The organism is Pantoea sp. E2023-21 (assembly GCF_051302795.1).
GTDB lineage: Bacteria > Pseudomonadota > Gammaproteobacteria > Enterobacterales > Enterobacteriaceae > Pantoea > Pantoea ludwigii_A.
This window is the reverse complement of the sequence record NZ_CP195344.1, coordinates 3,280,081-3,304,383: the sequence shown is the minus strand read 5'-3', so window position 1 is coordinate 3,304,383 and position 24,303 is coordinate 3,280,081. Positions and strand designations below refer to the sequence as shown.

At 54.7% G+C, this 24,303-nt stretch carries 25 protein-coding genes; 16 read left to right on the top strand and 9 right to left on the bottom strand.

Going from position 1 to position 24,303, the window contains the following annotated elements; genetic code table 11:
* Nucleotides 1–14 precede the first annotated feature (14 nt).
* The gene (locus tag ACRQ84_RS15575; RefSeq protein ID WP_081112537.1) at nucleotides 15–863 is read left to right on the top strand and encodes an AraC family transcriptional regulator; all 849 of its coding nucleotides are present in this window, start codon (nucleotides 15–17) and stop codon (nucleotides 861–863) included.
* Here the strand turns inward: ACRQ84_RS15575 and ACRQ84_RS15570 are convergent.
* Nucleotides 820–1,212, bottom strand: a complete 393-nt coding sequence (locus ACRQ84_RS15570; protein WP_483816517.1) for a helix-turn-helix domain-containing protein — start codon at nucleotides 1,210–1,212, stop codon at nucleotides 820–822. The two genes, ACRQ84_RS15575 and ACRQ84_RS15570, sit on opposite strands and share 44 nt — an antisense overlap.
* A 244-nt stretch (nucleotides 1,213–1,456) precedes the next feature.
* Here ACRQ84_RS15570 and ACRQ84_RS15565 point away from each other — a divergent pair, with 244 nt between their 5' ends.
* Nucleotides 1,457–1,834 carry a DUF1360 domain-containing protein gene (locus tag ACRQ84_RS15565; protein WP_483816516.1) on the top strand — a complete coding sequence of 126 codons (378 nt, stop codon included), beginning with the start codon at nucleotides 1,457–1,459 and terminating at the stop codon, nucleotides 1,832–1,834.
* A gap of 30 nt (nucleotides 1,835–1,864) precedes the next feature.
* On the opposite strand, the gene ACRQ84_RS15560 is transcribed toward ACRQ84_RS15565, so the two are convergent.
* The gene (locus ACRQ84_RS15560) at nucleotides 1,865–2,329 is read right to left on the bottom strand and encodes an Rrf2 family transcriptional regulator (RefSeq protein ID WP_064738261.1); all 465 of its coding nucleotides are present in this window, start codon (nucleotides 2,327–2,329) and stop codon (nucleotides 1,865–1,867) included.
* A 133-nt stretch (nucleotides 2,330–2,462) separates the two neighbouring features.
* Here ACRQ84_RS15560 and ACRQ84_RS15555 point away from each other — a divergent pair, with 133 nt between their 5' ends.
* Complete coding sequence (locus ACRQ84_RS15555) at nucleotides 2,463–2,903, top strand: acetyltransferase (RefSeq protein ID WP_483816515.1); 441 nt, start codon at nucleotides 2,463–2,465, stop codon at nucleotides 2,901–2,903.
* Between the two features lies 1 nt (nucleotide 2,904).
* On the opposite strand, the gene ACRQ84_RS15550 is transcribed toward ACRQ84_RS15555, so the two are convergent.
* Complete coding sequence (locus tag ACRQ84_RS15550; protein ID WP_064738263.1) at nucleotides 2,905–3,897, bottom strand: LacI family DNA-binding transcriptional regulator; 993 nt, start codon at nucleotides 3,895–3,897, stop codon at nucleotides 2,905–2,907.
* 402 nt (nucleotides 3,898–4,299) lie between these two features.
* Between ACRQ84_RS15550 and ACRQ84_RS15545 the strand changes: the two genes are divergently transcribed.
* Nucleotides 4,300–5,763, top strand: a complete 1,464-nt coding sequence (locus tag ACRQ84_RS15545; protein WP_483816514.1) for a sugar porter family MFS transporter — start codon at nucleotides 4,300–4,302, stop codon at nucleotides 5,761–5,763.
* Nucleotides 5,764–5,819: 56 nt separating this feature from the next.
* On the opposite strand, the gene ACRQ84_RS15540 is transcribed toward ACRQ84_RS15545, so the two are convergent.
* From ACRQ84_RS15540 to ACRQ84_RS15520, 5 genes are all read right to left on the bottom strand, one after another.
* The gene (locus tag ACRQ84_RS15540; protein WP_483816513.1) at nucleotides 5,820–6,953 is read right to left on the bottom strand and encodes an ROK family protein; all 1,134 of its coding nucleotides are present in this window, start codon (nucleotides 6,951–6,953) and stop codon (nucleotides 5,820–5,822) included.
* A gap of 8 nt (nucleotides 6,954–6,961) precedes the next feature.
* The gene (gene dnaC / locus ACRQ84_RS15535) at nucleotides 6,962–7,702 is read right to left on the bottom strand and encodes a replicative helicase loader DnaC (protein ID WP_007893471.1); all 741 of its coding nucleotides are present in this window, start codon (nucleotides 7,700–7,702) and stop codon (nucleotides 6,962–6,964) included.
* Complete coding sequence (dnaT, locus tag ACRQ84_RS15530; protein ID WP_483816512.1) at nucleotides 7,702–8,238, bottom strand: primosomal protein DnaT; 537 nt, start codon at nucleotides 8,236–8,238, stop codon at nucleotides 7,702–7,704. Before dnaT ends, dnaC begins: the two co-directional genes overlap by 1 nt.
* Nucleotides 8,239–8,349: 111 nt before the next feature.
* A complete protein-coding gene (locus ACRQ84_RS15525; RefSeq protein WP_483816511.1) occupies nucleotides 8,350–9,027 on the bottom strand; it encodes a hypothetical protein in 678 nt (225 codons plus the stop codon).
* Nucleotides 9,028–9,100: 73 nt separating this feature from the next.
* A complete protein-coding gene (locus tag ACRQ84_RS15520; protein WP_064738268.1) occupies nucleotides 9,101–9,796 on the bottom strand; it encodes a hypothetical protein in 696 nt (231 codons plus the stop codon).
* Between the two features lie 141 nt (nucleotides 9,797–9,937).
* Here ACRQ84_RS15520 and ACRQ84_RS15515 point away from each other — a divergent pair, with 141 nt between their 5' ends.
* The 9 genes from ACRQ84_RS15515 to ACRQ84_RS15475 all read left to right on the top strand — a co-directional run bounded on the left by ACRQ84_RS15515 (nucleotide 9,938) and on the right by ACRQ84_RS15475 (nucleotide 19,178).
* Entirely contained in the window at nucleotides 9,938–10,498 is a 561-nt protein-coding gene (locus tag ACRQ84_RS15515; protein WP_064738269.1) for a DNA-3-methyladenine glycosylase I, read from the top strand.
* A 109-nt stretch (nucleotides 10,499–10,607) separates the two neighbouring features.
* Nucleotides 10,608–11,270 carry an OmpA family lipoprotein gene (locus ACRQ84_RS15510; RefSeq protein WP_064738270.1) on the top strand — a complete coding sequence of 221 codons (663 nt, stop codon included), beginning with the start codon at nucleotides 10,608–10,610 and terminating at the stop codon, nucleotides 11,268–11,270.
* Nucleotides 11,271–11,429: 159 nt separating this feature from the next.
* Complete coding sequence (locus tag ACRQ84_RS15505) at nucleotides 11,430–12,434, top strand: LacI family DNA-binding transcriptional regulator (protein ID WP_483816510.1); 1,005 nt, start codon at nucleotides 11,430–11,432, stop codon at nucleotides 12,432–12,434.
* A gap of 58 nt (nucleotides 12,435–12,492) precedes the next feature.
* Complete coding sequence (locus ACRQ84_RS15500; RefSeq protein ID WP_483816509.1) at nucleotides 12,493–13,518, top strand: LacI family DNA-binding transcriptional regulator; 1,026 nt, start codon at nucleotides 12,493–12,495, stop codon at nucleotides 13,516–13,518.
* A gap of 125 nt (nucleotides 13,519–13,643) precedes the next feature.
* Nucleotides 13,644–14,390 carry a sugar phosphate isomerase/epimerase family protein gene (locus ACRQ84_RS15495; protein ID WP_064738273.1) on the top strand — a complete coding sequence of 249 codons (747 nt, stop codon included), beginning with the start codon at nucleotides 13,644–13,646 and terminating at the stop codon, nucleotides 14,388–14,390.
* A gap of 10 nt (nucleotides 14,391–14,400) precedes the next feature.
* The gene (locus ACRQ84_RS15490) at nucleotides 14,401–15,345 is read left to right on the top strand and encodes a sugar kinase (RefSeq protein ID WP_483817940.1); all 945 of its coding nucleotides are present in this window, start codon (nucleotides 14,401–14,403) and stop codon (nucleotides 15,343–15,345) included.
* Between the two features lie 180 nt (nucleotides 15,346–15,525).
* Nucleotides 15,526–16,809, top strand: coding sequence for an MFS transporter (locus ACRQ84_RS15485; RefSeq protein ID WP_483816508.1), 1,284 nt, complete (start codon nucleotides 15,526–15,528; stop codon nucleotides 16,807–16,809).
* A gap of 65 nt (nucleotides 16,810–16,874) precedes the next feature.
* On the top strand, nucleotides 16,875–17,849 hold the full coding sequence (ghrB, locus tag ACRQ84_RS15480) for a glyoxylate/hydroxypyruvate reductase GhrB (RefSeq protein ID WP_064738276.1): 975 nt from the start codon (nucleotides 16,875–16,877) through the stop codon (nucleotides 17,847–17,849).
* Between the two features lie 81 nt (nucleotides 17,850–17,930).
* On the top strand, nucleotides 17,931–19,178 hold the full coding sequence (locus tag ACRQ84_RS15475) for a valine--pyruvate transaminase (protein WP_483816507.1): 1,248 nt from the start codon (nucleotides 17,931–17,933) through the stop codon (nucleotides 19,176–19,178).
* A gap of 32 nt (nucleotides 19,179–19,210) precedes the next feature.
* On the opposite strand, the gene ACRQ84_RS15470 is transcribed toward ACRQ84_RS15475, so the two are convergent.
* Nucleotides 19,211–20,644 (bottom strand): aminotransferase-like domain-containing protein, encoded by a 1,434-nt coding sequence (locus ACRQ84_RS15470; protein WP_483816506.1) that lies wholly within the window; start codon nucleotides 20,642–20,644, stop codon nucleotides 19,211–19,213.
* Nucleotides 20,645–20,842: 198 nt separating this feature from the next.
* Between ACRQ84_RS15470 and ACRQ84_RS15465 the strand changes: the two genes are divergently transcribed.
* From ACRQ84_RS15465 to ACRQ84_RS15455, 3 genes are read left to right on the top strand one after another with little or no spacing between them, the layout of a single operon-like run.
* Entirely contained in the window at nucleotides 20,843–22,309 is a 1,467-nt protein-coding gene (locus ACRQ84_RS15465) for a hypothetical protein (RefSeq protein WP_064738279.1), read from the top strand.
* 17 nt (nucleotides 22,310–22,326) lie between these two features.
* Nucleotides 22,327–23,604 (top strand): ATP-grasp domain-containing protein, encoded by a 1,278-nt coding sequence (locus ACRQ84_RS15460; protein WP_064738280.1) that lies wholly within the window; start codon nucleotides 22,327–22,329, stop codon nucleotides 23,602–23,604.
* Entirely contained in the window at nucleotides 23,592–24,299 is a 708-nt protein-coding gene (locus tag ACRQ84_RS15455) for a class II glutamine amidotransferase (RefSeq protein WP_483816505.1), read from the top strand. The genes ACRQ84_RS15460 and ACRQ84_RS15455 overlap by 13 nt, the downstream gene beginning before the upstream one ends.
* Nucleotides 24,300–24,303 lie beyond the last annotated feature (4 nt).

Below are 24,303 nucleotides of genomic sequence, written 5' to 3'. Positions count from 1 at the left end.
CTGAGGAGCCTGGCATGCTGATCCACCCAACCGATACGCTGACTTTTTCAGGTAATCCGCGTCAGGCTGAGCTGCGTCAGCGCCTGCTCGAGCCGGATGCGCCGACAGTGATTGCTGCTGCGTTATCCAAACAGCTGGATCGCGAAACGTTCATCCATCGCCACGCCGCGGGGCAACTCTTCTGTTTAAAACAAGGTTTGATGACGGTGAAAACGCCATCCGGCATTTTTGCCAATCCACCGCGGCTGGTTGGCTGGATTCCCCCCTACTTTGAACATGCGATCGTTGGGCCAGGCCGCGTGCTGGGTTGGACGGTTCTGGTTGACGATACGCTCACTGCACCGCTGCCAGATCGGCCCGTGTTGCTCTCATGCCCCTCGGTGCTGGAACCGCTGGCAGAAAGACTGGCAACCTTGTCACCTGATCATTGGGGTAGCGCGCGCTATAACCGCCTGTGCGCGGTGTTTCTCGATGAGTTATATCAATCGACCGAGCATCCGCTAACGTTACCGCTGCCGGCAGAACCGCGACTTCACCAAATTGCGCGCCTGTTGATGGATGATCCTTCCGATACGCGCACCGGGCCAGAACTCGCACGTTGGGCAGGATTGAGTCCGCGAAGTCTGAGCCGTCACTGGGCCAGCACGGTGGGCATGAGTTTAACGCGTTATCGCCAGGTCTCACGCTTACTCAAATCATTGGAAGGATTGGCAGCCGGACATAGCGTACAGCAAGTCGCGTGGCAGGTCGGATTCGATAGCGTTAGCAGCTATATCAGCGCTTTTCGCAGCGCGTTTGGCTCCACGCCGGGTAAATATTTTACGCCGCCTGCCGATTCGGCGCATGCAAAAATAGCAGACTAGCTGGCCCATCAATGTTCGGCAGACTGTGCTGATATTTGCGACGAAATGCGCCAGGCGGCAAATCGAACATGCGACGAAATGTGCGGCAGTAAGTTTGCTGCGAGTCGAAGCCATATTGAATGGCGATATCCATTAGCGGCATATTGCTGTTTAACAGCGTAATCACCGATGCGGTTAGCTTGCGCTCGCGAATGTAGGTGCCCAGCGCAATGCCGGTGTAACTGCGAAACAGTCGTTGCAGATGCCACTGCGAATACCCGGCGCGGCGCGCCACGGTTTCCAGAATGAGTTTCTGCTCAATATTATCCTCAATCCAGATCATCAGTTGCTGCATAAAGGCGGCGTGCATATCCCTCTTTCCTCCTGATGTCGAAATGAAAACCGGACGTCGATCCGGCAAGTGGCAATCATTATAGAAAGCCGCTAGCTGGCTATGTGACGGGGAAAAGCCAATAAATAGCGATAACTCGCCAATATGATCCTGTTCAGCCAGTTGGCACCTGCGACATCTTGCAGCAACACCCATCATGTAATATTGTTAGTTACATGAAATGATACAACGGTTATGAACCTTGAGATGAAAAGGAAGATGTATGAGTAGCTTACTAATCACCAACCTGTCGATATGCCTGGCGATCGCGCTGGCATCAGCCAGTATTTCAATGACAATTACCCAAACTGAGCTGTTCGCAGGTTTACGCGCCTGGACCGCGAAAAAACATGCGTTATTAGGCCACTTGTTCCATTGCTTCTACTGCATGAGTCACTGGGTCGTATTTGTCGGCATGGTGATTTATCGCCCTGATTTATTACACAGCGGGATGGCGATCGTTGACTGGCTGATGACCGCATTTGTTACTTTAACATTCACAACATTTATTAATGGATTGATGTTTAAAGTTTTTCAGGCTGCAATTACCACTCACGTCATGAAGCATGAAGCGCAAATCACCTTACAAAAACAGGATTAACCGATGTGCCGAATAACCGATGAATGTCGGTTATTCACTGCATTTGGGGAAGGTATCTGAAGGAAGGCCCATTTTTTCCATTTTTTGCAGATAATCATTGCTGATATCAGCAACGGTAATTTGGCTAAAGCGGTGTAACAACATCGCTTCCGCTTCGCTGAGTGTTTGATCAAGCTGCGCATCAACAGCATGCTCAACCAGACAAGGTGACGGATCCGCAGCGGGGCCAATGCTAAACAGCGCTGGCGCACCGATTGCTTGATAAACATCCAGCAGGGAAATTTCCGACAACGCCACGCGCAGCTCCCATCCGCCACCGTGCCCTTTTTCTGACACCACATACCCTTTGTCACGCAGGCCAGACATCATCCTGCGCACCACCACTGGATTGGTGCCCAACATTTTGGCCATCGTTTCGGAAGTGGCGCGTTTTACGTGCCGATCCAGATGAATCAGTGCGTGCAACGAGCGAGACAAGCGATTATCGCGCGGCATAAATCATTCCTCTAAAATTCACGACACTCTAACAAAGGAGAGATGTGGCAACAATTTATCGCGCTATCATCAAGGCAGAATGCTTAATAATTGGCGTTTGCGGATATGACACGAAAATATAAAGGAGAACACCATGAAAGGAATTTACCCCGCGCAGAAGAGCGATTTCGCGGCGATTACCGCGGTGTGGGAAGCGTCGGTGCGGGCGACGCATCATTTTCTGCAAGAGTCAGATATTCGTGCTTTGCGACCGCAAGTGCGCGAGCAATATTTGCCGATGGTTGAGCTGCGCGTTTATCGCGATGAGCAGAACGCTATCGTCGGCTTTTTGGGCGTGGCAGAAAATCGGCTGGAGATGCTGTTTGTCGCGCCGGAAGTGTTTGGTCAGGGCGTGGGCAAACAACTGCTGCGCTTCGCCATCGAACAACTGGGTGTCACCGAGCTGGATGTGAATGAGCAAAATCCGCAGGCGCTAGGTTTCTATCAGCATCAGGGATTTGTGATGACGGGCCGCTCGCCGCTTGATGGTCAGGGAAATCCTTTTCCTCTGCTTCATTTGCGCTATACGCAGTGAACTAAATGGTCGCACCCATTGAGAGACGATAATGCAAATTCACCTGCTCAATGGTTGGCTGTTGGTTGATTTTTTTCAGGATGATTTCCGTCGCCACCTTGCCCATCTCAAAGCGGGGTGTGATCACGCTGGCTAATCTTGGCGTGGTTGCCTGACCAATTTCCAGCCCGTGAAAACCGGCGATTGCCATCGCTTGCGGCACAGCAATACGCGCTGCCTGGCACTCCTGCAGCACGCCAACCGCCAAATCATCGTTGGTACAGAGAATTGCATCCATCTCCGGATAGAGCTGACGCGCCAGTGTCATCATGCCGGTGCCAATCGAGACCGACGAGACCTTGTTCGGCACAATCCGGCCCGCCGGCAAACCGGCCGCTTCAACCGCATCGCGATAGCCGGCATAGCGCTGCTCATCACGACGATCGGACATCGAACCAAAATAGATGACGCGCTGTTTGCCGCTGGCCAACAACATCGCCGTCATATCGTAGCCGGCGCGATAGTTATCAAAGCCGACATTGATGCGCCCGCGCGCCTCGGTTAGCCCCATCACTTCCGCCACCGGAATATTGGCCGCGTTAAGGTATTTTTCTGCGCGCACGGTATGCACCGATTCGGTCAGGATCAATCCTTTGATGTTAAAGGCCAACACCGTGGCAATCTGCTCCTCTTCACGCTGAGCGTTATAGTCATAATTGACCACCAGTGTTTGATAACCCTGCGCGCTGGTCACCGATTCGATTCCCGCCAGCAGATCGGCAAAGATTTGATTATTAAAGGAAGGAATTAACACGCCGATACGCGGCGGATTCTGTTTGGCCGCCGCCACATTTTCGCTATCAGCGACGTAGCCAATTTCGGCAATCACGCTGGCGATTTTCTCCGCCGTTTCCGTTTTGACCTTTTCCGGTGTGCGCAAATAGCGGCTTACCGTCATTTTGGTGACGCCCGCCAGGGTAGCAATATCGTCCAGAGTGATGCGCTGCGTTTTCATTACGGCGTCCGCAAAGAGGGGCTGTGAATCAACGTATTATGCCCGTTGCGTGTTAAAAAATGAAACGCGCCCGTGCGCGTTGGCGGGTGAAATAAAATGGGCGAACATCTCCGCATAACAGAATGAAAATTCCAATAAAACGCAAAATTTGCAATGCTCTTAAAAAGTGAAGTGATGAAAAACCTATTATTTCATTAAGCTATAAATACACCCCCTGACGACTTATGCAGCAATTTTCGCAACCCCCTTCACACTTTCCGGAAAAAATGATCCAAAAACCATCATTTAGAACATATATTCCAATAAGAAATACTCGCGTGAATAAAAGATGAACATCGAACCTACATAACACCTCTTTCTGAACAAGCAACGTTCAGGCCGTAGAGACAAGGGGCTATAACAATGGATACCAGGCAAAAACGCTACAACATGAAGTATGTCATCCTCTGCTGTACCGTCGCGGCATTTGGCGGTCTGCTGATGGGATATGACTCTTCCATTATCTCCGGTGCAATCGAACCATTAAGTGAATATTTTCAGTTAACCCCCGCTGAAACAGGTTGGGCGGTTTCCAACATTCTGCTAGGCAGTTTAGTTGGCTGCTTTATGGCACCACGCCTCAGCGACAAGCTGGGACGCAAAAAATCCCTCGCCATCACTGCCCTGCTGTTTACCGTTTCAGTTGTCGGCACGGCAATCGCCCATAACTTCACCGTCTTCGTCATCTTCCGTATGATCGGCGGATTAGCGATTGGCCTGGCGTCAGTAATTTCGCCTATCTATCTGGCGGAGCTCTCGCCCTCAAAGTTTCGTGGCCGTACCACCGCGCTGTATGCAGTGTGTTGCGTCGGCGGACAATCGGTGGTGTTGCTGACCAACTATTTCATCACCAAATCCACCTTGCCTGACGTAATGATCAATATGGGCTGGCGCTACATCCTCGCCACTGCGCTGGTGCCTTGTGCGTTGTTTATGTTGTTTATCGCCTTTATCCCGGAGTCACCGCGCTGGAACGTGCTGAAAGGGAAGTACGATGAAGCACTGGATACGCTGACCAAAATCTCTAACCGCGAGCATGCCGAGAGCGTGTTCAACGAAATCAAACATTCATTTTCTGATAAAACCGCCCATCAGCACAAATCACGTCTGCGTCTGGATAAAACCACCGTTCCGTTGCTGATTGTCGGAATTGGCCTGGCGGTAGGTAACCAGATTAGCGGCATCAACGTGATTCAGTATTTTGGGCCAACCTTGCTGAAAAACGTCGCGGGCAGCACCGATTCAGCGCTGCTGCAAACCTTCTGGCTGTCGATTTGTCAGTTTATTGGCGTGCTGGCGGGGATGATGCTGATTGATAAAGTTGGCCGTCGTAAGCTGCTGCTGCTGGGCGCCATCACCTCTTGCGTGTGCCTGACGTACTCCTTCATCGCCTTCTATTACCACTTGCCGGGCATGCTGGCAGTCATTGGCCTGTTCGCTTACATGATTTTCTTTGGTATGACGTGGGGTCAGATCGTGTGGACGGTGCTGGGCGAGGTGTTTCCAACCGAGATTCGTTCGATTTGCGTCGGCATTTCCATCTGCGCGATGTCGATGGCCAACTTTGTTATCAGCAGCACCTTCCCGATCATGAACAGCAGCCCGATGCTGCTGGATATGTTCCACGGTGGCTTCCCACTGCTGCTGTTCGCTATCTTCTCGCTGGGTATGTACTTCTTCACCTTCCGCTATCTGCCAGAAACGGCAGGCGTATCGCTTGAGAAGATTCATGCGCTGGTGCTGCGTAAATTTAATGTCGAAGCGGATTTGCCAGAGCGTATCTCAACCGGCAAAGCGAAGGAGTCATTTGATATTCCACGGCATTAATCCGTCAGGATGCCAACGAATTGCGCCGCTACGGAGCGGCGCGATTTACCACGCTTTTATTGGCTCGGACGTTCGTATTGCTCAATCACCGCCAGCGCTAAGCCGTTGGCCGGATCGATACGCATCGGCAGGAAATGCAGCGCGGTGTGGGCGAAGGTAAACGCCAGCGTACCGGCCTGCGCCGCCTGCTGTACCGCTTGCACAAACGCGGGTTGCGCATTCCACGGCCCATCAATGATGATGCTGGCCGGATTCACCACCTGCATTACCTGACTGAGAGCGTTCCCCAGATACGTCCCCGCCTGCGTCATCACTTCCTTAAGAATTTCCGGCTCGCTTTCTCCGTTTTGCCAACGCAGGCCAGGCTTGCGCTTGGCCAATTGCTGCTGAATTGCCGGCTTGCTCACCAGTGTTTCCAGACAGCCTAAACGTCCGCAACTACAGCGTTCGCCGTTGGGTTTCATCGTGAGATGACCTATCTCGCCTGCCGTCCAGCTGCTGCCGGTAAATACCTCACCCTGTTCCACCAGCGCGCCGCCAAGCCCTTCAGAGATACGCAGATAGAAATGGCTCTGCGACTTATTCAGTTCAAGTTGCTGCACCGAGAGCAGTGCAGCGGCTTTGACGTTATTCATGATGCGCAACGGCAGCGGCATCTCGTGGCTGAGGATGGTCATGACATCCACATCCTTCCAACCAAGATGGGCCGAAAAATGCACCCATCCTCGGTGTGGATCGATGATACCGGGAAAGCCAATCGCCACGCCGAGCAGTTCGGGATGCGCCGCATGCAAGGTTTGGCACACTTCCACCAGTTCATGCAGCAACTGCTCAGGATCGCTGGTTTCCGTGCGCCAGGTCTGCTCGGCAATCACCTGCGAATAGTAGTCGCAAACGCGCCAGTGAATTGCCTGACGTTCCACCATGATGCCCGCGCTTTTCAATTTTTCTGCGCGCAGCGAGATTTCGATTTTGGGTCGTCCCGCTGAAGCCACGCTAACCGGGCCAAGCTCATTGATCAGCCCTTGCTCAAGGAGGTCGTCGACAATCAACGAAACGGTGTTCTTGCTCAGCTCGAGCGCTAATGCCAGATCCTGGCGGGAGGTGATGCGGGTGGTACGCAGTTGCGTCATCACCCGCTTCAGGTTATTCAGACGAAGTAGTGCTGGACCTTTACCGGCTGCTTTCATAGCACCCCTCAATACTCATCACCGCGAACACGGCTGCGATAACTTTCCCAGTCAAAGCGCACCCATAAACTGTTGCCGAGGCGCATACGGTCCATCACCCGTTCACCCAGCAGCGAATTCATGCCCGCGGGATCGAGGTTCGATAACATGCCCGTTGGGCGTTTCGACGATGAGCGGCGATCGACAATTTGGTTGATGATCACTTTTTCATAGCGCGATTCACTCTGCATACCGATCTCATCGATCACCAGCAGATCCACATGACTAAGATCGTGCAATAGACGCTCTTCGGTTAAATCACTGCCGCCGCTGAAGGTGCCCTTCATGCTCGACATCAAATCGGCCACGGTGACAATCAACACGCTTTTACCGCGGATAATCAGATCGTTACCAATCGCTGCCGCAAGGTGGTTTTTACCGGTGCCGGGACGGCCAGAAAAGACAAAACTGGAGATGCTATTTTCGAATCCGGCGGCATATTCACGCGCCATGGCCAGCGCTTTACGCTGCCCATCATTTTCCACGCGATAGTTATCGAACGAGCAATTCATGTGCAGCTCGCGAATACCCGAGCGACCCATGATGCGCTGCATTTTCATCGCGCGGTTTTCACGCACAATCGCTTCCGAGCGCAAACGGCCCTGCTCCTGATTCCAGGCCAGCAGCTCCGCGCCGTTTTTAAATTTCGGCTGCACTTCAGACGGCATCATCTTTTTCAGGCGGCTAAAAAGATCGTTCGGCGTTTTCATTACTCACCTCGGAATCCATCGGGAATATCGTAATCAGTATTGCTGATTTGCGTGAGATCGCGCTTTGGCTGTCCACCATTGGCGGCGCGATTCATCTGCACGCTGCGCGCTAACTTCTGCTGCCACTGCACATGATGGAACAAACGGCCTTCCGCTTGCCAGTACGCCACAAACGTGGCCAGCTCGGCGGCGGTTACGGGTTCACTCAACGCCACGCCCCAAATGGCAGCCTGACGCTGAAAATCGCTATCCGGTTGCCAGCCTTCGTACATCGCAAATTTGCCAACCGGTGTCGCGATAGGCGCGCTTTCGGTCTGAAACAGACTCTCATCCAGCGTGACATCATTAGGCTGCTGCGCGGCGGCTTCCAGCGCCAGCAGCTGCGCCAGACGCTGCGGCGTTAGCGCATAAAACGCCGGGGCATTGTTATGCAGCACCGCCAGCGTGCCGTTCTCGGCCTGCTGCAGTACTGCGAGCGGGTCATGGCAAAAGCCATCCAGCCCCACCAACGTTGAAGATAAGATTTTGACTGACATGAAGAAACCTGACGTTAACCAGCATGGTGCGCCGGGCGGAGAATTCAACCCGGCGTTATGCGGTAAGTGTACCTGTTTTAAGGCAAGTGATCGTCAAAAAGGTCGTAGGTATTAGCGTGGCATAGACAGCGGTTCGGCGCGATCCACATTGCGTGACGCGTGCGGCATCGTTACAGCGACAGGTTGAGGGCGGGTTTGCCATAAATAGCGAGCCGATGCGATCAGGCACAGGCTGTAGCCGAACATCTCGCTGCCCTCTTCCGCCATGTTTTTTACCACGCGGTTATAGCCATCCATCATCAGATGTTCCCACAGCTGATGCATGCCAAATAGGCGCGAAAACACCAGAACAGCCAGTAAACCTGCGGCCATCATCTGCCAGCTACGGTGCTGAACCAGTGCAACCAAGCCGGGAAGAATCTGGCGTGGCTGACGCAATGCCACAGCAAGACTTGCCGCAGTTGTCGCCAGCGCAAACCACAGCCAGGCGCCGTGCTTGATAAAATCGAACAGGAAGTCCATCTCGCGAATCAGCATGCAGCTATAAAAGCCGCCGATGAGTACGAGCACACTGCGTTGCGATGGCCGTTGCCAGGCAGAGAAGAAAAAGCCGGTAGCGATGAGCAAGAGCATCAGCTCTTGGGTGATTTCGGTGAAAGACGTTTCGTGCAGTGCATCGTTCATCCAGTTGACGTCGATATAGACCATCGCCATACAGAAAACGAGCACCAATCCACTGATGATAAAGGCCGTAATTTCACGGCTAATAAGTATAATATTGTTGCGCATAGTGTGACCAAAGTAATGATTAGCGCGCTTAGTATATTGATATCACTTTTTGTCACTTCTCTTTTTATGCCGATTAGAAGCTGGCGCTGACGCCCAGGCTATAAATAAACTGCTCGCCGCTGCTGACCGCGCCGGTTTGGCCGAATGAGGCAAAGGCCGCCATATGTTGACCCAGCGGCAGATTGGCACCAACATTGACATCCACCCAGTTATTTTCCCGACCGTTCATGTCGTTAGCGCGCTCACGGGTTGGCGACGGCAACTCTTCGTTCACTAAATGGCTATAGCTGACTTGCGCCCACGGCATTATTACGCCAAGGCTGGAGTCAACGCGCCACCCCAACGACGCAATGTGTTCGGCGTTATTGCTGTCTACGCGTTCGCATTTCGGACAACTCAGCGTCGAATCATCCACCGCAAACTGCGCCACTGGCCCGGTGCTCACCGCTTTACTCATCGGTATCGACCACCCTGCCGAATAACGATTAACAAACGGCGTGGCGCCAACACTGGCGGTTTCGCTGTGCATCTCCATCGCAAAGTCGCTCGGCGAATTAAGCGCAGCGTCGAATAAGTTGGCTTCGGGGTTTTCTGTCAACATTAAATGATTATTGGAAATTTTTTCGGCGAGTATTGCGTTGTAATCTGGCGCACTATTCGGGCTCGCCTGATCGTAGGCATAGCTATTTCCGGCCAGAAAACATAGCCACAAACCGCCAATAGCCAGCACAATTTTATGCTGGCCTGTCCGCTGACTTTTCTGCACCATGAAAGACTCCTGACGAGCCGGGAAGTGAAAGGGCGTTTAGGTTTTATGAAAGATATATCGGCGCCCCTTGTATAACTATTAATCGATTTTGCTATTCGTCAAGGGAACTATCACTTTTTCATCTGCTTAAGGAGTGAAGCAATGCAACGTTGTGGCTGGGTAACTCAGGACCCACTGTATCTCGCGTACCACGATAAAGAGTGGGGCGTGCCGCAAACCGATAAGCGCGCCTTATTTGAGATGGTCTGTCTGGAAGGCCAGCAGGCCGGGCTTTCGTGGATTACGGTGCTAAAAAAACGTGAAAATTATCGCCGCGCTTTCCATGAATTTGATCCAAATGCCGTGGCCCTGATGGATGAGAGTGATATGGCGCATCTCATGCAAAACGCGGGACTGATTCGCCATCGCGGTAAGCTGGAAGCAATCATCAACAATGCACGCGCATTGTTAGCGCTGGAAGCAACGGGAGAGGACTTTTCGCGCTTTATCTGGTCTTTTGTCGACCATACGCCGATTTTGCACCGTTACGCCGATTACAAACTGGCGCCAACCACCTCCGAGCCCGCCATTGCACTGTCGAAAGCACTTAAGAAGCGTGGTTTTAAATTCGTCGGTCCTACAACCTGCCACTCATTTCTACAGGCCTGCGGCTTAATTAACGATCATCAAACCAGCTGTTTCTGCCATCCCGATAATCTTTAAAGCAAAAGTTTACACTTTAAGACTGACCCTCACGCATTTCCCCACAATTGAACGGCATAATAGTGCCGTTTTGGGGCATTTCCCCGTTTAGATCTGTGAGGGATTTTTCATGAATAAGCGTATTTTGGCGCTGACCTTGTTATTGAGCGGCAGCATCGTGCTGTCGGGTTGTACCACTAATCCTTATACCGGCGAATCGCAGGCGGGCAAATCGGGTATCGGCGCCGGTTTAGGTGCGGTGCTGGGTGCGGGCGTTGGCGTGCTGTCGTCGTCGAAGAAAGATCGCGGTAAAGGCGCGCTGATTGGTGCAGCATCTGGTGCAGCCCTGGGCGGCGGCGCAGGTTATTACATGGATGTGCAGGAAGCGAAACTGCGCGACAAAATGCGCGGCACTGGCGTCAGCGTGACGCGTCAGGGCGACAATATTGTGCTCAACATGCCAAATAACGTCACCTTTGATTCCAACAGCAGCAACCTGAAACCGGCAGGTGCCAATACCTTGACCGGCGTGGCGATGGTACTGAAAGAGTATCCAAAAACGGCAGTGAATGTGGTGGGCTACACCGACAGCACCGGCACGCGCGCGCTGAATATGCGTCTGTCGCAGCAACGAGCCGACAGCGTCGCCAGCGGTCTTATTCTGCAAGGCGTGGCACAGAATCGCCTGCGCACCCAAGGTTCAGGTCCGGATAATCCGGTTGCCAGCAACAGCACCGAAGACGGTAAAGCGCAAAACCGTCGCGTTGAGATCACTCTCAGCCCGCTGAGCTAACCGCAAAGAGCCGATCTGCATCAACAGATCGGCTTTTATCACCTTTTTTCGCCTCTTTTGACGCCATATTTGTCAGAAAAAGCTAAAAAAATCGTAACTGATAGAGCCGTCTTTTCCTTTATGCTAGCGTGATCAAAAATTGATCAATTGGATGCTATCATGTCACTGAAAGCCATCGCCGCTACCCTTGGTCTCTCTGTTACCACCGTGAGCCGGGCGCTAAATGGCTACGATGATGTCGCGGCCGCCACGCGAAAACGCATTGAAGAAGAAGCGCATCTGCGCGGTTATCGTCCTAACGATGCGGCTCGCCGCCTGAAAACCGGGCGTGCCAATGCGGTCGGTCTGCTCTTCCCCATCAGTCATGCCTCACTTAACGACAGCTATTACAGCCAAATGCTGCTGACGCTGGATCAACGACTCGCACAGCACGATATCGATTTGCTGCTATTACCCGATAAGTCACAAGATCAGCAGCGTAAGCTGATGCGTATGCTGCGCAGCGGCGCCATCGATGCATTGATACTGACGCACACCCTGCCGCAGGATGCGCGTTTGCAACGTTTACAGCAGAAGGGTTTCCGCTTCCTGACGCTCGGTCGCAGCGAGCTGCCACAGCCTTATGCCTGGATTGATTACGATAATCACGCCGGCACCTTTCTGGCGGCAGAACACTGCCTGCAGCAAGGATTGCCGCGTCTCGCCTATCTCGGCAGCAATGAGTCTTCAACCTATACCCTCGATCGGCGCCAGGGCTTTATCGATGCGCTGATCCGGCATCAGGCGCCAGTCGATCAATCCTTAATGGCAGCGTTGCCCGCCACGCGCCGCTCCGGCTATCAGCAAACCAACGCCTGGCTGGCACAAGGCGATGTGCCGCAGGCGATCATTACCGATTGCAGCACGCTGGGTGAAGGTGCCGCGATTGCACTGCAACAAGCCGCGCGGTTGAAGGGCGCGCAGGCGATTCCACTGTATGTTTACGATGGACTGCCGCCCGATTCCATTATCGATCAGCCCGTAAACACCATTTTGCAATCATCGCAGCAGCATATCGGCGAGCGCATCGCCGAAATGGTGTTGCAACTGCTTGATGATGCGCCCCTCAGCGAGCTGCAAACGTTATGGCAACCGGTGTTGCGACTCACTTCTGATGCGCAATGATTGCGCCTGGCGCGAGCTGTGTTAGTCTTCGCCTGTTTCTTTTCAGCAGGTGTAAGCAATGAAAACCAGGCCGCCACGAGCCACAATCAGTGACGTTGCCCGTACGGCAAAAACCGGTAAAACCAGCGTTTCCCGCTATCTGAATGGCGAAGTGAATCTGCTCTCGCCCGATCTCAAAGCCCGTATCGAACAGGCCATCGCCGAACTCAACTATCGTCCCAGTCAGATGGCGCGCGGACTCAAACGCGGCCGCACGCGTTTGATCGGCCTGATCATTGCCGACATCACCAATCCCTATTCGGTTGATGTGTTGAGCGGCATCGAAGCGGCGTGCCGTGCGCAGGGCTTTACCCTGCTGATGTGTAACACCAACAACGAAGTCGATCTCGAACAGCATTACCTGCAACTGTTGAGCAGCTATCAGGTTGAAGGCATTGTGGTGAATGCGGTGGGCATGCATGAAGAAGTGCTGAATCGCCTACAACAGTCAATGCTGCCGATGGTGTTGATTGACCGTAAAATCCCGGATTTTGCTTGCGATATGGTTGGACTGAACAATCCGGAAGCCTCGAACATTGCTACACAGCATTTGCTGGATAATGGCTATCAGGCGTTACTGTTTGTCAGTGAACCGCTGGGTAGCGTCAATACACGCCGCGAGCGCCTGCGTGCTTTCTACGACACGGTGAAAACGGCGCCACAGGTTGCGGCGGAGAATGCCGAAGTGGCGCTGCATCAACCTAACGAACTGGAAAAGCGATTACACGATTTCTACCAGCGTCATTCAGGCCAGCGTTGTGCGGTAATTGCTGCACACGGCGCGTTGACACTCCAGGTGGCACGCGCCTTACAGCGCCTTGAACTGCACTGGGGTGAAACCATCGGTCTGCTGGGCTTTGATGAGCTTGAGTGGGCCGCGCTGGCAGGCGTGGGCATCACCACCCTGAAGCAGCCCACCTGGCAGATTGGCTACGCCGCGCTGGAACAGGTTATCGCGCGCATTGAAGGCAGCGAACTCTCCATCAGCGAACAGCTTTTCTCCGGCGAACTGATCGTGCGCGGCTCCAGCCAGCCGCTGCGCTAATCTCCCTTTTTAGGGCTCACTTCGTGAGCATGATCATAATTTCGTAGTCTGCACCTTTCCTTTGGAACCGGTTCCATTTAGGTTTTTTATAACGAATGGGATGTGGTCATGCCCGGAGAAAAGTGATGAAACCAGAAATTATTGTTGTAACTGCCGCATACGGCGCGCAGAAAGTGGCGGAATTGGGTGGCCAAACCGCGCTGTTGCCGCTGATTAAGCAAGCAGGTGCGGATGGTGTCGAAATCCGCCGTGAGCTGTTCAACGAAAATGAACTCTGCCTGCTGCACGCGCTCGGCAATGCGCTTTCTCAGCATCAGCTAAGCGCCAGCTATTCCGTGCCGGAAGCGCTGTGGCTGGATGATGGCACGCTGAATCCGCGTCTGCCGCAGTTTCTGCAGGAAGCCGAACAAATCGGTGCTAAGCGCCTGAAAGTGGCATTGGGCCATTTTGTTGAACTTGATTCCAGCGCGCTGCTCGACGTTTTGCAAGCATCAACGGTAACGCTGGTGGTCGAGAACGATCAAACCCCTGACAGCAAACTGGCACCGATGCTGCGCTTCTTCCATCAGGCCTGTGATGCCGCGCTGCCGCTGGATATGACCTTTGATATGGGCAACTGGCAATGGACCGGTGAAGACGGTTTGCAGGCCGCCGCTCAACTCAGCCGCTATGTCAGCTATATTCACGTTAAAACCGCAGTGCCACACGGCGACACTTTCCGCGCCATCGCGCTGGATGAGGCCGACGATAGCTGGCGCTCGCTGCTCAACGCGCTGCCCGTCGATGCGCCACGCGGCATCGAATTCCCGCTGGAAGGCGCGGATTTACTGGCGGTCACCCGCCATTACGTTGACCTGCTGCGTGCAGCGTAAGGAGTCGATGATGACGCAAAAAACGCTGGATGTGGTGACGATTGGCGAAGCGATGGCGATGTTTATCGCTCAGCAAACTGGCGATCTCGCCGCGGCTGAAGGCTTCGTCAAACGCATTGCTGGTGCCGAGCTCAACGTCGCGATTGGCCTGGCGCGTCTCGGGTTGAACGTCGGCTGGGTTAGCCGCGTCGGCGACGACAGCTTTGGTCGCTTCACACTGCAACAGCTGGAAAAAGAGGGTGTGGATCACCGCTGCGTCACCACTGACGCGCGCTATCGCACCGGCTTCCAGCTCAAATCCCGTGTCGATGACGGCTCCGATCCAGAAGTGGAATATTTCCGTAAAGACTCGGCGGCCAGCCATCTGTCGCCCGACGATTTCAACGACAACTACTTTGGCAGCGCACGCCACCTGCATTTAAGTGGCGTAGCGGCGGCGATCTCAGACAGTTCACTTGCGCTGGCACAACACGCGGCTAAAGAGATGCGCGCGCGCGGCAAAACCATCTCATTCGATCCGAATCTGCGTCCGGTGTTATGGCGTAGCGAAGAGGAGATGCGCAAGCAACTGAATCATCTGGCGGAATATGCCGATTGGGTGCTGCCGGGCGAGAAAGAGGGGTTGATTCTCACAGGTTTCAGTCAGCCGGAAGCCATCGCCGATTTCTACCTCGATAAAGGGGTGAAAGCGGTGGTGATCAAAACCGGTGGCGACGGCGCCTGGTACAAAACCGCCGACGGCCAGCAAGGCCAGGTCGCGCCGATTCGTGTCGAAAATGTGGTGGATACCGTGGGCGCAGGTGACGGCTTTGCCGTTGGCCTGATCAGCGCCTTGCTGGAAGGAAAATCGCTGCCGCAGGCGATTCTGCGCGGCAACAAGATCGGTTCGCTGGCGATTCAGGTTGCGGGCGACAGCGAAGGTTTGCCGACGCGCGCGGCGTTGGGCGATTACTGATAACTGCACAATCCCGTAGCGGCGCGATTCATCGCGCGCTTTTAGCACCGGCTTCGCTGCCATAAGCGCAATAAATTGCGCCGCTACGGGGCCGCATGAAGCCAAATAGTCTGTACCCACTACAACAATATTCCGAGGCGCATCCACAGAATGCGTCCACCTCAACCAGAGGAGTCACCCATGAAATCGCAGACAATCGCGCCAAAACGCTGGTGGTTTATCATGCCCATCGTGTTTATCACCTACAGTCTGGCGTATCTGGACCGGGCGAACTTCAGCTTCGCCTCTGCCGCAGGGATTAACGAAGATCTCGGCATCACCAAAGGCATGTCATCGCTGCTGGGCGCCCTGTTCTTCCTCGGCTACTTCTTCTTCCAGATCCCCGGCGCGCTGTATGCCGAGCGCCGTAGTGTTAAGAAACTGATTTTCTGGTGCCTGATTTTATGGGGCGGTTGCGCCTCGCTGACCGGCGTGGTGAGCAACATTCCAATGCTGGCGGCGATCCGCTTTGTGCTTGGCGTAGTGGAAGCGGCGGTGATGCCAGCCATGCTGATTTACATCAGTAACTGGTTTACCAAATCGGAGCGTTCGCGCGCCAATACCTTCCTGATCCTCGGTAATCCGGTCACGGTGCTGTGGATGTCGGTGGTTTCCGGCTATTTGATTGAATCTTTTGGCTGGCGCGAGATGTTTATCATTGAAGGCATCCCGGCCGTTATCTGGGCAGTTGCCTGGTGGTTCCTGGTGCAGGATAAGCCGTCACAAGCCAAATGGATGAGCGAAAGCGAGAAAGCAGCGCTGCAGGCGCAACTGCAAAAAGAGCAGGAAGGTATCAAAGCGGTACGCAATTACGGCGAAGCGTTCCGTAATCGCAACGTGATCCTGCTGTGCCTGCAATATTTCGCCTGGAGCATCGGCGTGTACGGTTTCGTGCTGTGGCTGCCGTCTATTCTGCGTAACGGTTCGCAGATGGGCATGGTGGAAGCCGGTTGGCTGTCCGCGGTGCCCTATTTGGTGGCGACCATTGCGATGATCGTGGTGTCGTGGGCGTCGGATAAAACCCAGAACCGCAAACTGTTTGTTTGGCCGTTACTGCTGATTGGCGCACTGGCGTTCCTCGGTTCGTATCTGGTGGGTTCCAGCAACTTCTGGCTCTCTTATGGGCTGCTGGTGATTGCCGGGGGTGCGATGTATGCGCCGTACGGTCCGTTCTTCGCCATCATCCCTGAGATGTTGCCGCGCAACGTCGCCGGTGGTGCGATGGCGCTGATCAACAGCATGGGCGCACTCGGTTCTTTCGTCGGATCGTGGATTGTAGGCTATCTTAATGGCGCGACCGGTTCGCCTGCCGCCTCCTACATTTTCATGGGTGCTGCGCTGCTGGCCTCAGTCTGGCTGACGCTTGTCGTTAAACCGGCACAGAACAAAACGCCGCCGCCCGTACACGGGGCGAAGCACGCCTGAAAGCGTAAAAGATGAATTTTCGGGGCGACGTTGGTCGCCCACAACTCGTTCTATAGGGAGCAAAGATGAAACCTGCTGTGATTCTTTATAAGAGCCTGCCAGATGACCTGCGCGCCAAACTGGATGCCCATTTCACCGTCACTGAAGTGCATGATATTTCCCCGGAAACTATCCAGAAACACGCGGCGCAGTTCGAACAGGCGCAAGGTTTGCTCGGCTCTGGCGGCAAAGTGGATGGCGAACTGCTGGCGAAAATGCCCGCGCTGCGCGCCTGCTCCACGGTGTCGGTGGGTTACGATAACTTCAACGTTGACGCGCTGAATCAACGCAAGGTGTTGCTAATGCATACGCCAACCGTGCTGACCGAAACCGTCGCCGACACCATGATGGCGCTGGTGTTAAGCACCGCACGTCGCGTGACCGAGTTGGATAAGTGGGTCAAAGCGGGCGAATGGAAAAAGAGCATCGGTCCGGATCATTTCGGCATTGATGTACACCACAAAACCCTCGGCATTCTTGGTATGGGACGCATCGGCCTGGCGCTGGCGCAACGTGCGCACTTCGGCTTCGGCATGAATATTCTTTACAACGCGCGTCGCCAACATGAAGAAGCGGAAACCCGCTTTGGTGCGCGTGCCTGCGATCTGGAAACCTTGCTGAAAGAGAGTGATTTTGTCTGCATCAGCCTGCCGCTGACCGAACAGACGCACCACATGATTGGCGCGGCGCAGCTTAAGCTGATGAAACCAAGCGCAATTCTCATTAATGCTGGTCGCGGTCCAGTCGTGGATGAGCAGGCGCTGACGACAGCGCTGAAAGACGGCACCTTGCACGCTGCGGGTCTGGATGTATTTGAAGTTGAGCCGGTCCCTGCCGATGCCGAAATTTTGACGCTGCCAAACGTGGTAGCGCTGCCGCACATCGGTTCCGCCACACATGAAACCCGTTATGGCATGGCGAGCGACGCGGTGGATAACCTTATTGCGGCCCTAAACGGCAACGTTGAGAAAAACTGCGTTAACCCGCAAATCCAAAGCTAAGCGGCTGCTTTACCCATTGCGCCTGCCAGCGGCGGGCGCTATGGTGGTTCCCCATTCGATTTCACAACGTTTTAACTTCCTATGTCCTTTTCTCAGTTCGGCGACAAATTTACTCAACACTCCGGCATCTCACGTCTGATGGAAGACATGGGTGAAGGCCTGCGCACGCCAGGCACCATCATGCTTGGCGGCGGCAATCCGGCGCAAATTCCGGCGATGAACGACTATTTCAATCAGCTGCTGATGCAGATGCATCAGGACGGCAAACTGAGCGAAGCGTTGTGCAACTACGATGGCCCGCGCGGTAAAGCGCTGTTGCTGGATGCGCTGGCGAAGATGCTACGTGAGGAACTCGGCTGGCCGCTAACCGCGCAAAACATCGCGCTGACCAACGGTAGCCAGAGTGCGTTCTTCTATCTTTTCAATCTGTTCGCCGGACGTCGCGCCGACGGCAGCAAAAAGCGCGTGCTGTTCCCGCTGGCGCCGGAATATCTCGGTTACGCCGATGCCGGGCTTGAAGCGGATCTGTTTGTCTCCGCCAAGCCAAATATTGAGCTATTGCCGGAAGGCCAATTCAAATATCACGTCGATTTCGATCATCTGCCGCTTAACGATGATGTCGGTCTGATCTGTGTGTCCCGCCCGACCAATCCGACCGGCAACGTGATCACCGATGAAGAACTGCTGCAGCTCGATGCGCTGGCACAGCAACATGGCGTGCCGCTGCTGATCGATAACGCTTACGGCGTGCCGTTCCCCGGCATCATCTTTAGCGAAGCGCGACCGCTGTGGAATCCGAATACTATTCTGTGCATGAGCCTGTCGAAACTGGGCCTGCCGGGCGCACGTTGCGGCATTATCGTTGCTGATGAGAGCACCATCAGCGCAATTGGCAACATGAATGGCATTATTAGTCTTGCTCCAGGCAGTATTGGGCCGGCGATTGCGAATGAGATGATCGGGCGCGGCGATTTACTGCGTCTGTCCGAAGAGGTGATTAAGCCGTTTTATCAGGCCAAAGTGAGCGAGACGATTGCGATTCTTCGCCGCTATTTACCGGAAGATCGCTGCCTGATTCATAAACCTGAGGGCGCGATTTTCCTCTGGCTGTGGTTCCGCGATCTGCCGATCAGTACCGAAACGCTTTATCAGCGCCTGAAAGCGCGCGGCGTGCTGATGGTGCCCGGCCACTTCTTCTTCCCCGGCCTCGAACACGAATGGCCGCACACTCATCAGTGTATGCGCATGAACTACGTGCCGGATGCCGAAAAAATTGAGCGTGCGGTGCAGATTCTGGCAGAAGAACTGGAAAGCGCGTTTACGAATTGACCGTAGGGTCGCCATTTATGGCGACCGCTGCATCACGTCGCTGGCAACGACAACTGGCACCACTGCGCTAACTGCTGAATCGCCTGCTCCACTTCCGCATTCCAGCCAAAGCCGGCATTCAATCTGAAACAGTGATCGTAGCGGTGATCGGTTGCGAAAATATGGCCGGGCGCGATACCAATGCCCGCGTTGCGCGCCTTGAGAAACAGCGCGCGCACATTCAACGCGCCGAGCGGCATCTCCACCCACAACACATAACCCCCTTCGGGATCCGACACGCGCGTGCCCGGCGGGAAATAGCGCAGCACCGCCTGACGCATGTGCTGGATTTGATTCTTCAGCTCGCGCCGCAGCTTGCGAAGATGCGCATCGTAGCCGCCGCTGCGCAGCAGCTCAGCAATCGCCGCCTGTGACAGTACCGACGTGCCCATGCTGGTGGTGTATTTCAGCGACGCGATTTTGCGCATGTAGTTGCTGCTGTGTACCCAGCCAATACGAATGCCGGGCGCGACGGTTTTTGAGAAGCCGCTGCATAAGATCGCGTTCGGGCTGAAAGCGCGCATCGGAAATGGACGGCGCTCGCCAAACGCGGTATCACCGAAGATATCATCCTCAATGATCACCACATCGTTCTCGTCGGCCTGACGCGCGATATAGGCTTTCTGTTCGTTAGGGATGCTTTTGCCGAGCGGATTATTGATGTTGTTGATGGTGAGATAGGCCTGCACCGCTTTACCCTGGAACAGCGACGTCAGTTTCTCCACATTGACGTAACCTTCCGGGCCCGCTTCCACCTCAATCACCCGCAGATTGAGGTTATGCAGCATCTGCAGCAGCACGAAATAACAGGGTGACTCCACTGCCACAATATCACCGGGTCGCGTGGTGGCGCGCAGCGCCAGCGAAATCGCTTCAATACAGCCATTAGTGATCAGGATGTCATCGGCATTGATATTGCAGCCATAATCGACTGCGCGGCGGGCAATTTCCGTTTTCAGCGGCAGGTAGCCGGTCCCTTTCACCGTGTTTCCGAGCAGCGCCGGTTTGCTGTAACCCATCTGGCGCATCAGCAAACCAATCTTTTTTACCGGATAAAGCGAGATGTCACCGTTCGCCAGATCCAGCCGCACGCGGCAGTCCGATCCCAGCATCGCCAGATGCAGTTCAGTTTGCTCATCAAGCGGGGCCACTTCACGCGCTTGCTCATTGATCAACGCTGGAAAAAGCCTATCCGCCTTACGTGGCGCCACAAAAAAACCGGACTTGGGACGCGCCACCGCGTAATGCTCATCCTCAAGCGTGCGTAATGTTTTGAGCGCCGTGGTCATGCTAACGCTGTACTGCGTTGCCAGCGTGCGCACCGACGGTAAACGGCTGTCGGGCGGCAGCGCGCCGCTGTGAATGGCTTGTTTTATCTGCTCTGCGATTTGACGGTAACGCCTGCCCTGTTCCGTTTCACCCGCCATCTGTTCCACCCTATTTCGTACTGATCTGTGCGTTTTCACCAGATTACATTCAAAGTACTTTAGGCTGCATTAGTTAATTGAAAACCCTGCGCATTGGTAATCAAGACATTCATTCCGTAGCACCTTCGTGGCCCATTTCCCGTCTGTTGCCGCCAGCACGGCAGCAGCGTTTTTATTAGCCAAAGGATGAAGTGAAAAATGAATAATCTGTCCACCATGATGAGAGAAATTAGTGGCTATCTCACCCCGGCGATTATCAATTCTGCTCAACATTGTTCACGCCGTTTACTTGCCGCGCTCCCCGATGCCGCGCATCCGGAAAATAACCGCGTGCTGCTGGCCTATGGCGGCGGTAAAGACAGCAGCTATATGGTGGCGTATGTGCGCTACATTCAGGGGCTGATCTGGCAGCAGCACGGCAGCACTTTTCAGTTACGCATCAGCACCAACCGCCATGCGGCGATGAATGACAGCGTGATGGAAAATATCGATCGCGTGTATCGCGCGCTGCACATCCTCGATGATGACTTTACCGAATGTCTGGTGACCGACGGCCTGCAAATTCGCCACTTCGATCGCCATTTACCGATGCCAGACAGCGTGCGCCAGCAGAATCGCAACGATGTGCTGATGAATGGCCACCGCTTTCGTGCTGATGCACGCTCCACTTTCTGTAATGCCTGCAATCTCAGCATGGTGAACTCGTTTGGCCTGGCGGCGCATTACGACGGCGGCGTTGATGTGATCATCACCGGCGATTCGCCGCAGGAACAAACCGCTTACCTTGCGTGGGCGCGCCATCTTTCGCGGCTGTTTGATGCGCCGGTGGCGGATAAATCGCGCGGTTTTAGCGGCTTCCTGCAGACGCTGGATGGCGTGGCCGAACGCTATTTCGCCGATATCTACGGCGCCGATCAGGTGACGCCTGCGCACCGCATTACCTGGCAGCTGGAACGCGACCCGCTGTTCTTCAATATCTATCAAGACACCGCGTATGAAGCGGGTGCGCATTGGGCGCTGCTCACTGAATTTATGCATTTTCGCTTCGATGAACTGATGTTCAGCTTCTCCGAATCGGACTGCGGCAATCCAACGTTAATGGCGCATATTCGCGGTCTGCGTGCGGAGACGCTGTTGCAGCGGAACTACGCCGAAGGCATTCGCGAATATGTGCGCTTTGCGCTCGGACTGATGGTGAAAAAAGATTTCCCGCCGCAGCTGATCGATGAGATGGCGGCACGTTATCAGGACGATGAGGCGATTAAGCGCGCCCGCCAGCGCGCGGCGCAGTTCGCCGAGCAGGCTTTCGGCCTCAATGAAACCCAACTGGTTTGCATGATCTATTCGCCGTTTATAGCTGAAGGTCATCAGCTGAAAAGCTGGCTGCTGCAGTTAGACGATGCGCCGGACGACGCAGCGGTGCGCGCCCTGCTGCGCGCTGAAAGCAATGACGTGTTGCTGGCGCAGCAGCTCGAACAGCTTTCTGGTTTGACCCTAACGCAGATGCGTCACTGCTGGCGCAGCGCGCAGGTGAGTTCACTGCTGGACGATCGGCGCGGCGATGCGCTTTCGCGCGTACTGCGTTTTGACCCGCACAAAGCAGTGATTCAGGTGAATAACGGTGTCATGCAAGACGTCGTCACTGAAGTGATCTCCGGGCGTTAACCCGGTAAGGCAACGCGATGAGAAAGATTTTCCTGCAGATTGGCGCCACCCGCGACGGCCAAAACCCTTACTGCGCGGTGGCCAAACGCGAAGGCTATTTTACCGTTCTGGCGGAGATGGGCGATTTCGTCGATTACCAATCGCTGAGCATCCCGTTGCCGTTCGATCTGATTGTGCGGCTGGATCGCCCGGAAAATCCGTGGGATGTGCTGCAAGCCTGTTTACATGCTGGGTTGATGGAGCATCCTCATGTGGTGCTGGCGGGCTTTGAAGCCTACAACGCCAGCGCCGGTCGCGTACGAGAGTTGCTGGCGGGACCCGATGCCGACGCGAGCTTTATTCCGCCGGATAAGTACGCGCAGCGCATGGCATTGCGCAAAGCCTGGCAGCGCTTTCCGCAGCCCGAATTTCGCTTCTTCGCCTCACCGCTCAGCATTCGTGACGCGCGTGAGGCGTTGCTCTATCCCTGCGTGATCAAGCCGGTAGACGGCGGCGGCGGGCTTGGCATCTGGTTGGTGAAAGAGTCTGGCCAGCTTGATGCGGTAATCGGCAAGCTGGTCGATACCATGAATTACGGCGGGCGCAGCTTCAGCGGTTTTATCGTTGAGAGTTGGCTGGCAGGTGATGAGTATTCGCTGCAAGGCGTGGTAGTGGAAGGCCATGCCGTCGCATTGACCTGCTGCCAAAAGGTGATCGAACACCATAGCGATGCCGACGGCTGCGTCAGCTTTTACGAGTCCGGCCATGTAGCGGTCGCGGCGCAGCAACTGCCGGCCAGTTTTAGCAGCCTGATGAGCTTCTGCTGCGAAACCTTCGGCTATCGCCAGGGCGCATTTCACATTGACTTCATTCTTGTTAATGGCGAACCACACTTCCTCGAAATGGGCTTCCGCCTTTCCGGCATGGGCGTGGTGAATCTGGTGCAGGAAGTCACCGGCATCAACTGGGCTGAAGTGGCGTTTCACATCGAAGCCGGTTACGGCATGCCGCCGCTGCATTTCCCGCCGCAGCCTCAAGCGGTGGGCCGGGTGCGACTGCGTCAGCGCCTGCAGTATGACGCGGCTGAGCGCTGGATTGAACAGAACCAACGCGGTCAGCTGTTGCCGCCGCTCAATCTGCCTGCGCTGGCGGTTTCGCCGCGCTCTTCGCTGTATGCCGATTTAACCCGCCACGCGGGAATTCTGGCAACCTTCCGCCTCGCTGCGACCAGCCGCGACGACATTCTGGCGGTATTCCACCAAATCCTTGAGGTCTCATCGCTCACCACACGGAGAGATTTACTATGTGCAGAATGATTGTGGCGCACGGCCAATTTGATGCCGCGGCGGTGCTGGATGCCGCCCGAGCCATGAGCTGCGGCGAAACCGCAACGCACGAAGGACCGATTAAGCAGCATCCCAACGGTTGGGGCTGTTTATGGCTGGAGCAAGGACATATTCGCACGCTGCACGGCACTGGCACCTTCGCCGATGCGCTGCCGACAATTGATGTTGATCGCCTGCGCGGCCGCTTTCTGGCGGTGCATGTGCGCCATGCCACGCTAAGTAAAAATCACGGTATCGAATTTTCCCATCCGCTGTGGCGCACCAGCGGCGAAACCCAATGGTACATGATGCACAACGGTTTTTTGCCCACTGTTTACCAGCAATTAGGCATGGCGGAGTCGCGCTTTGATTCCGCCGAGTACCTCGAATACATGGTTGATCGCGCCACGCCCGCCGATTTTACTCGCGACTATCTGCGCAACAAGATGGCGCAGGTGGCGCCGGGCGGCAGCTCGGCTAATGCCATCTTTGTCACGCGCGATAAAGCCTGGGCATGGCAATGGCATCCCGACGATACGCCCTATCCCAACTATTTCACGCTGCACCGTTTCCAGAATGACAACACGACGTTTATCTCTTCTGAACCCATTTCAACACTAGGCACGGCGTCTGAATGGCGTCGTATGAGTAACCATGAACTTCATGAATTTCCTATTGGGGAGTGAGCAA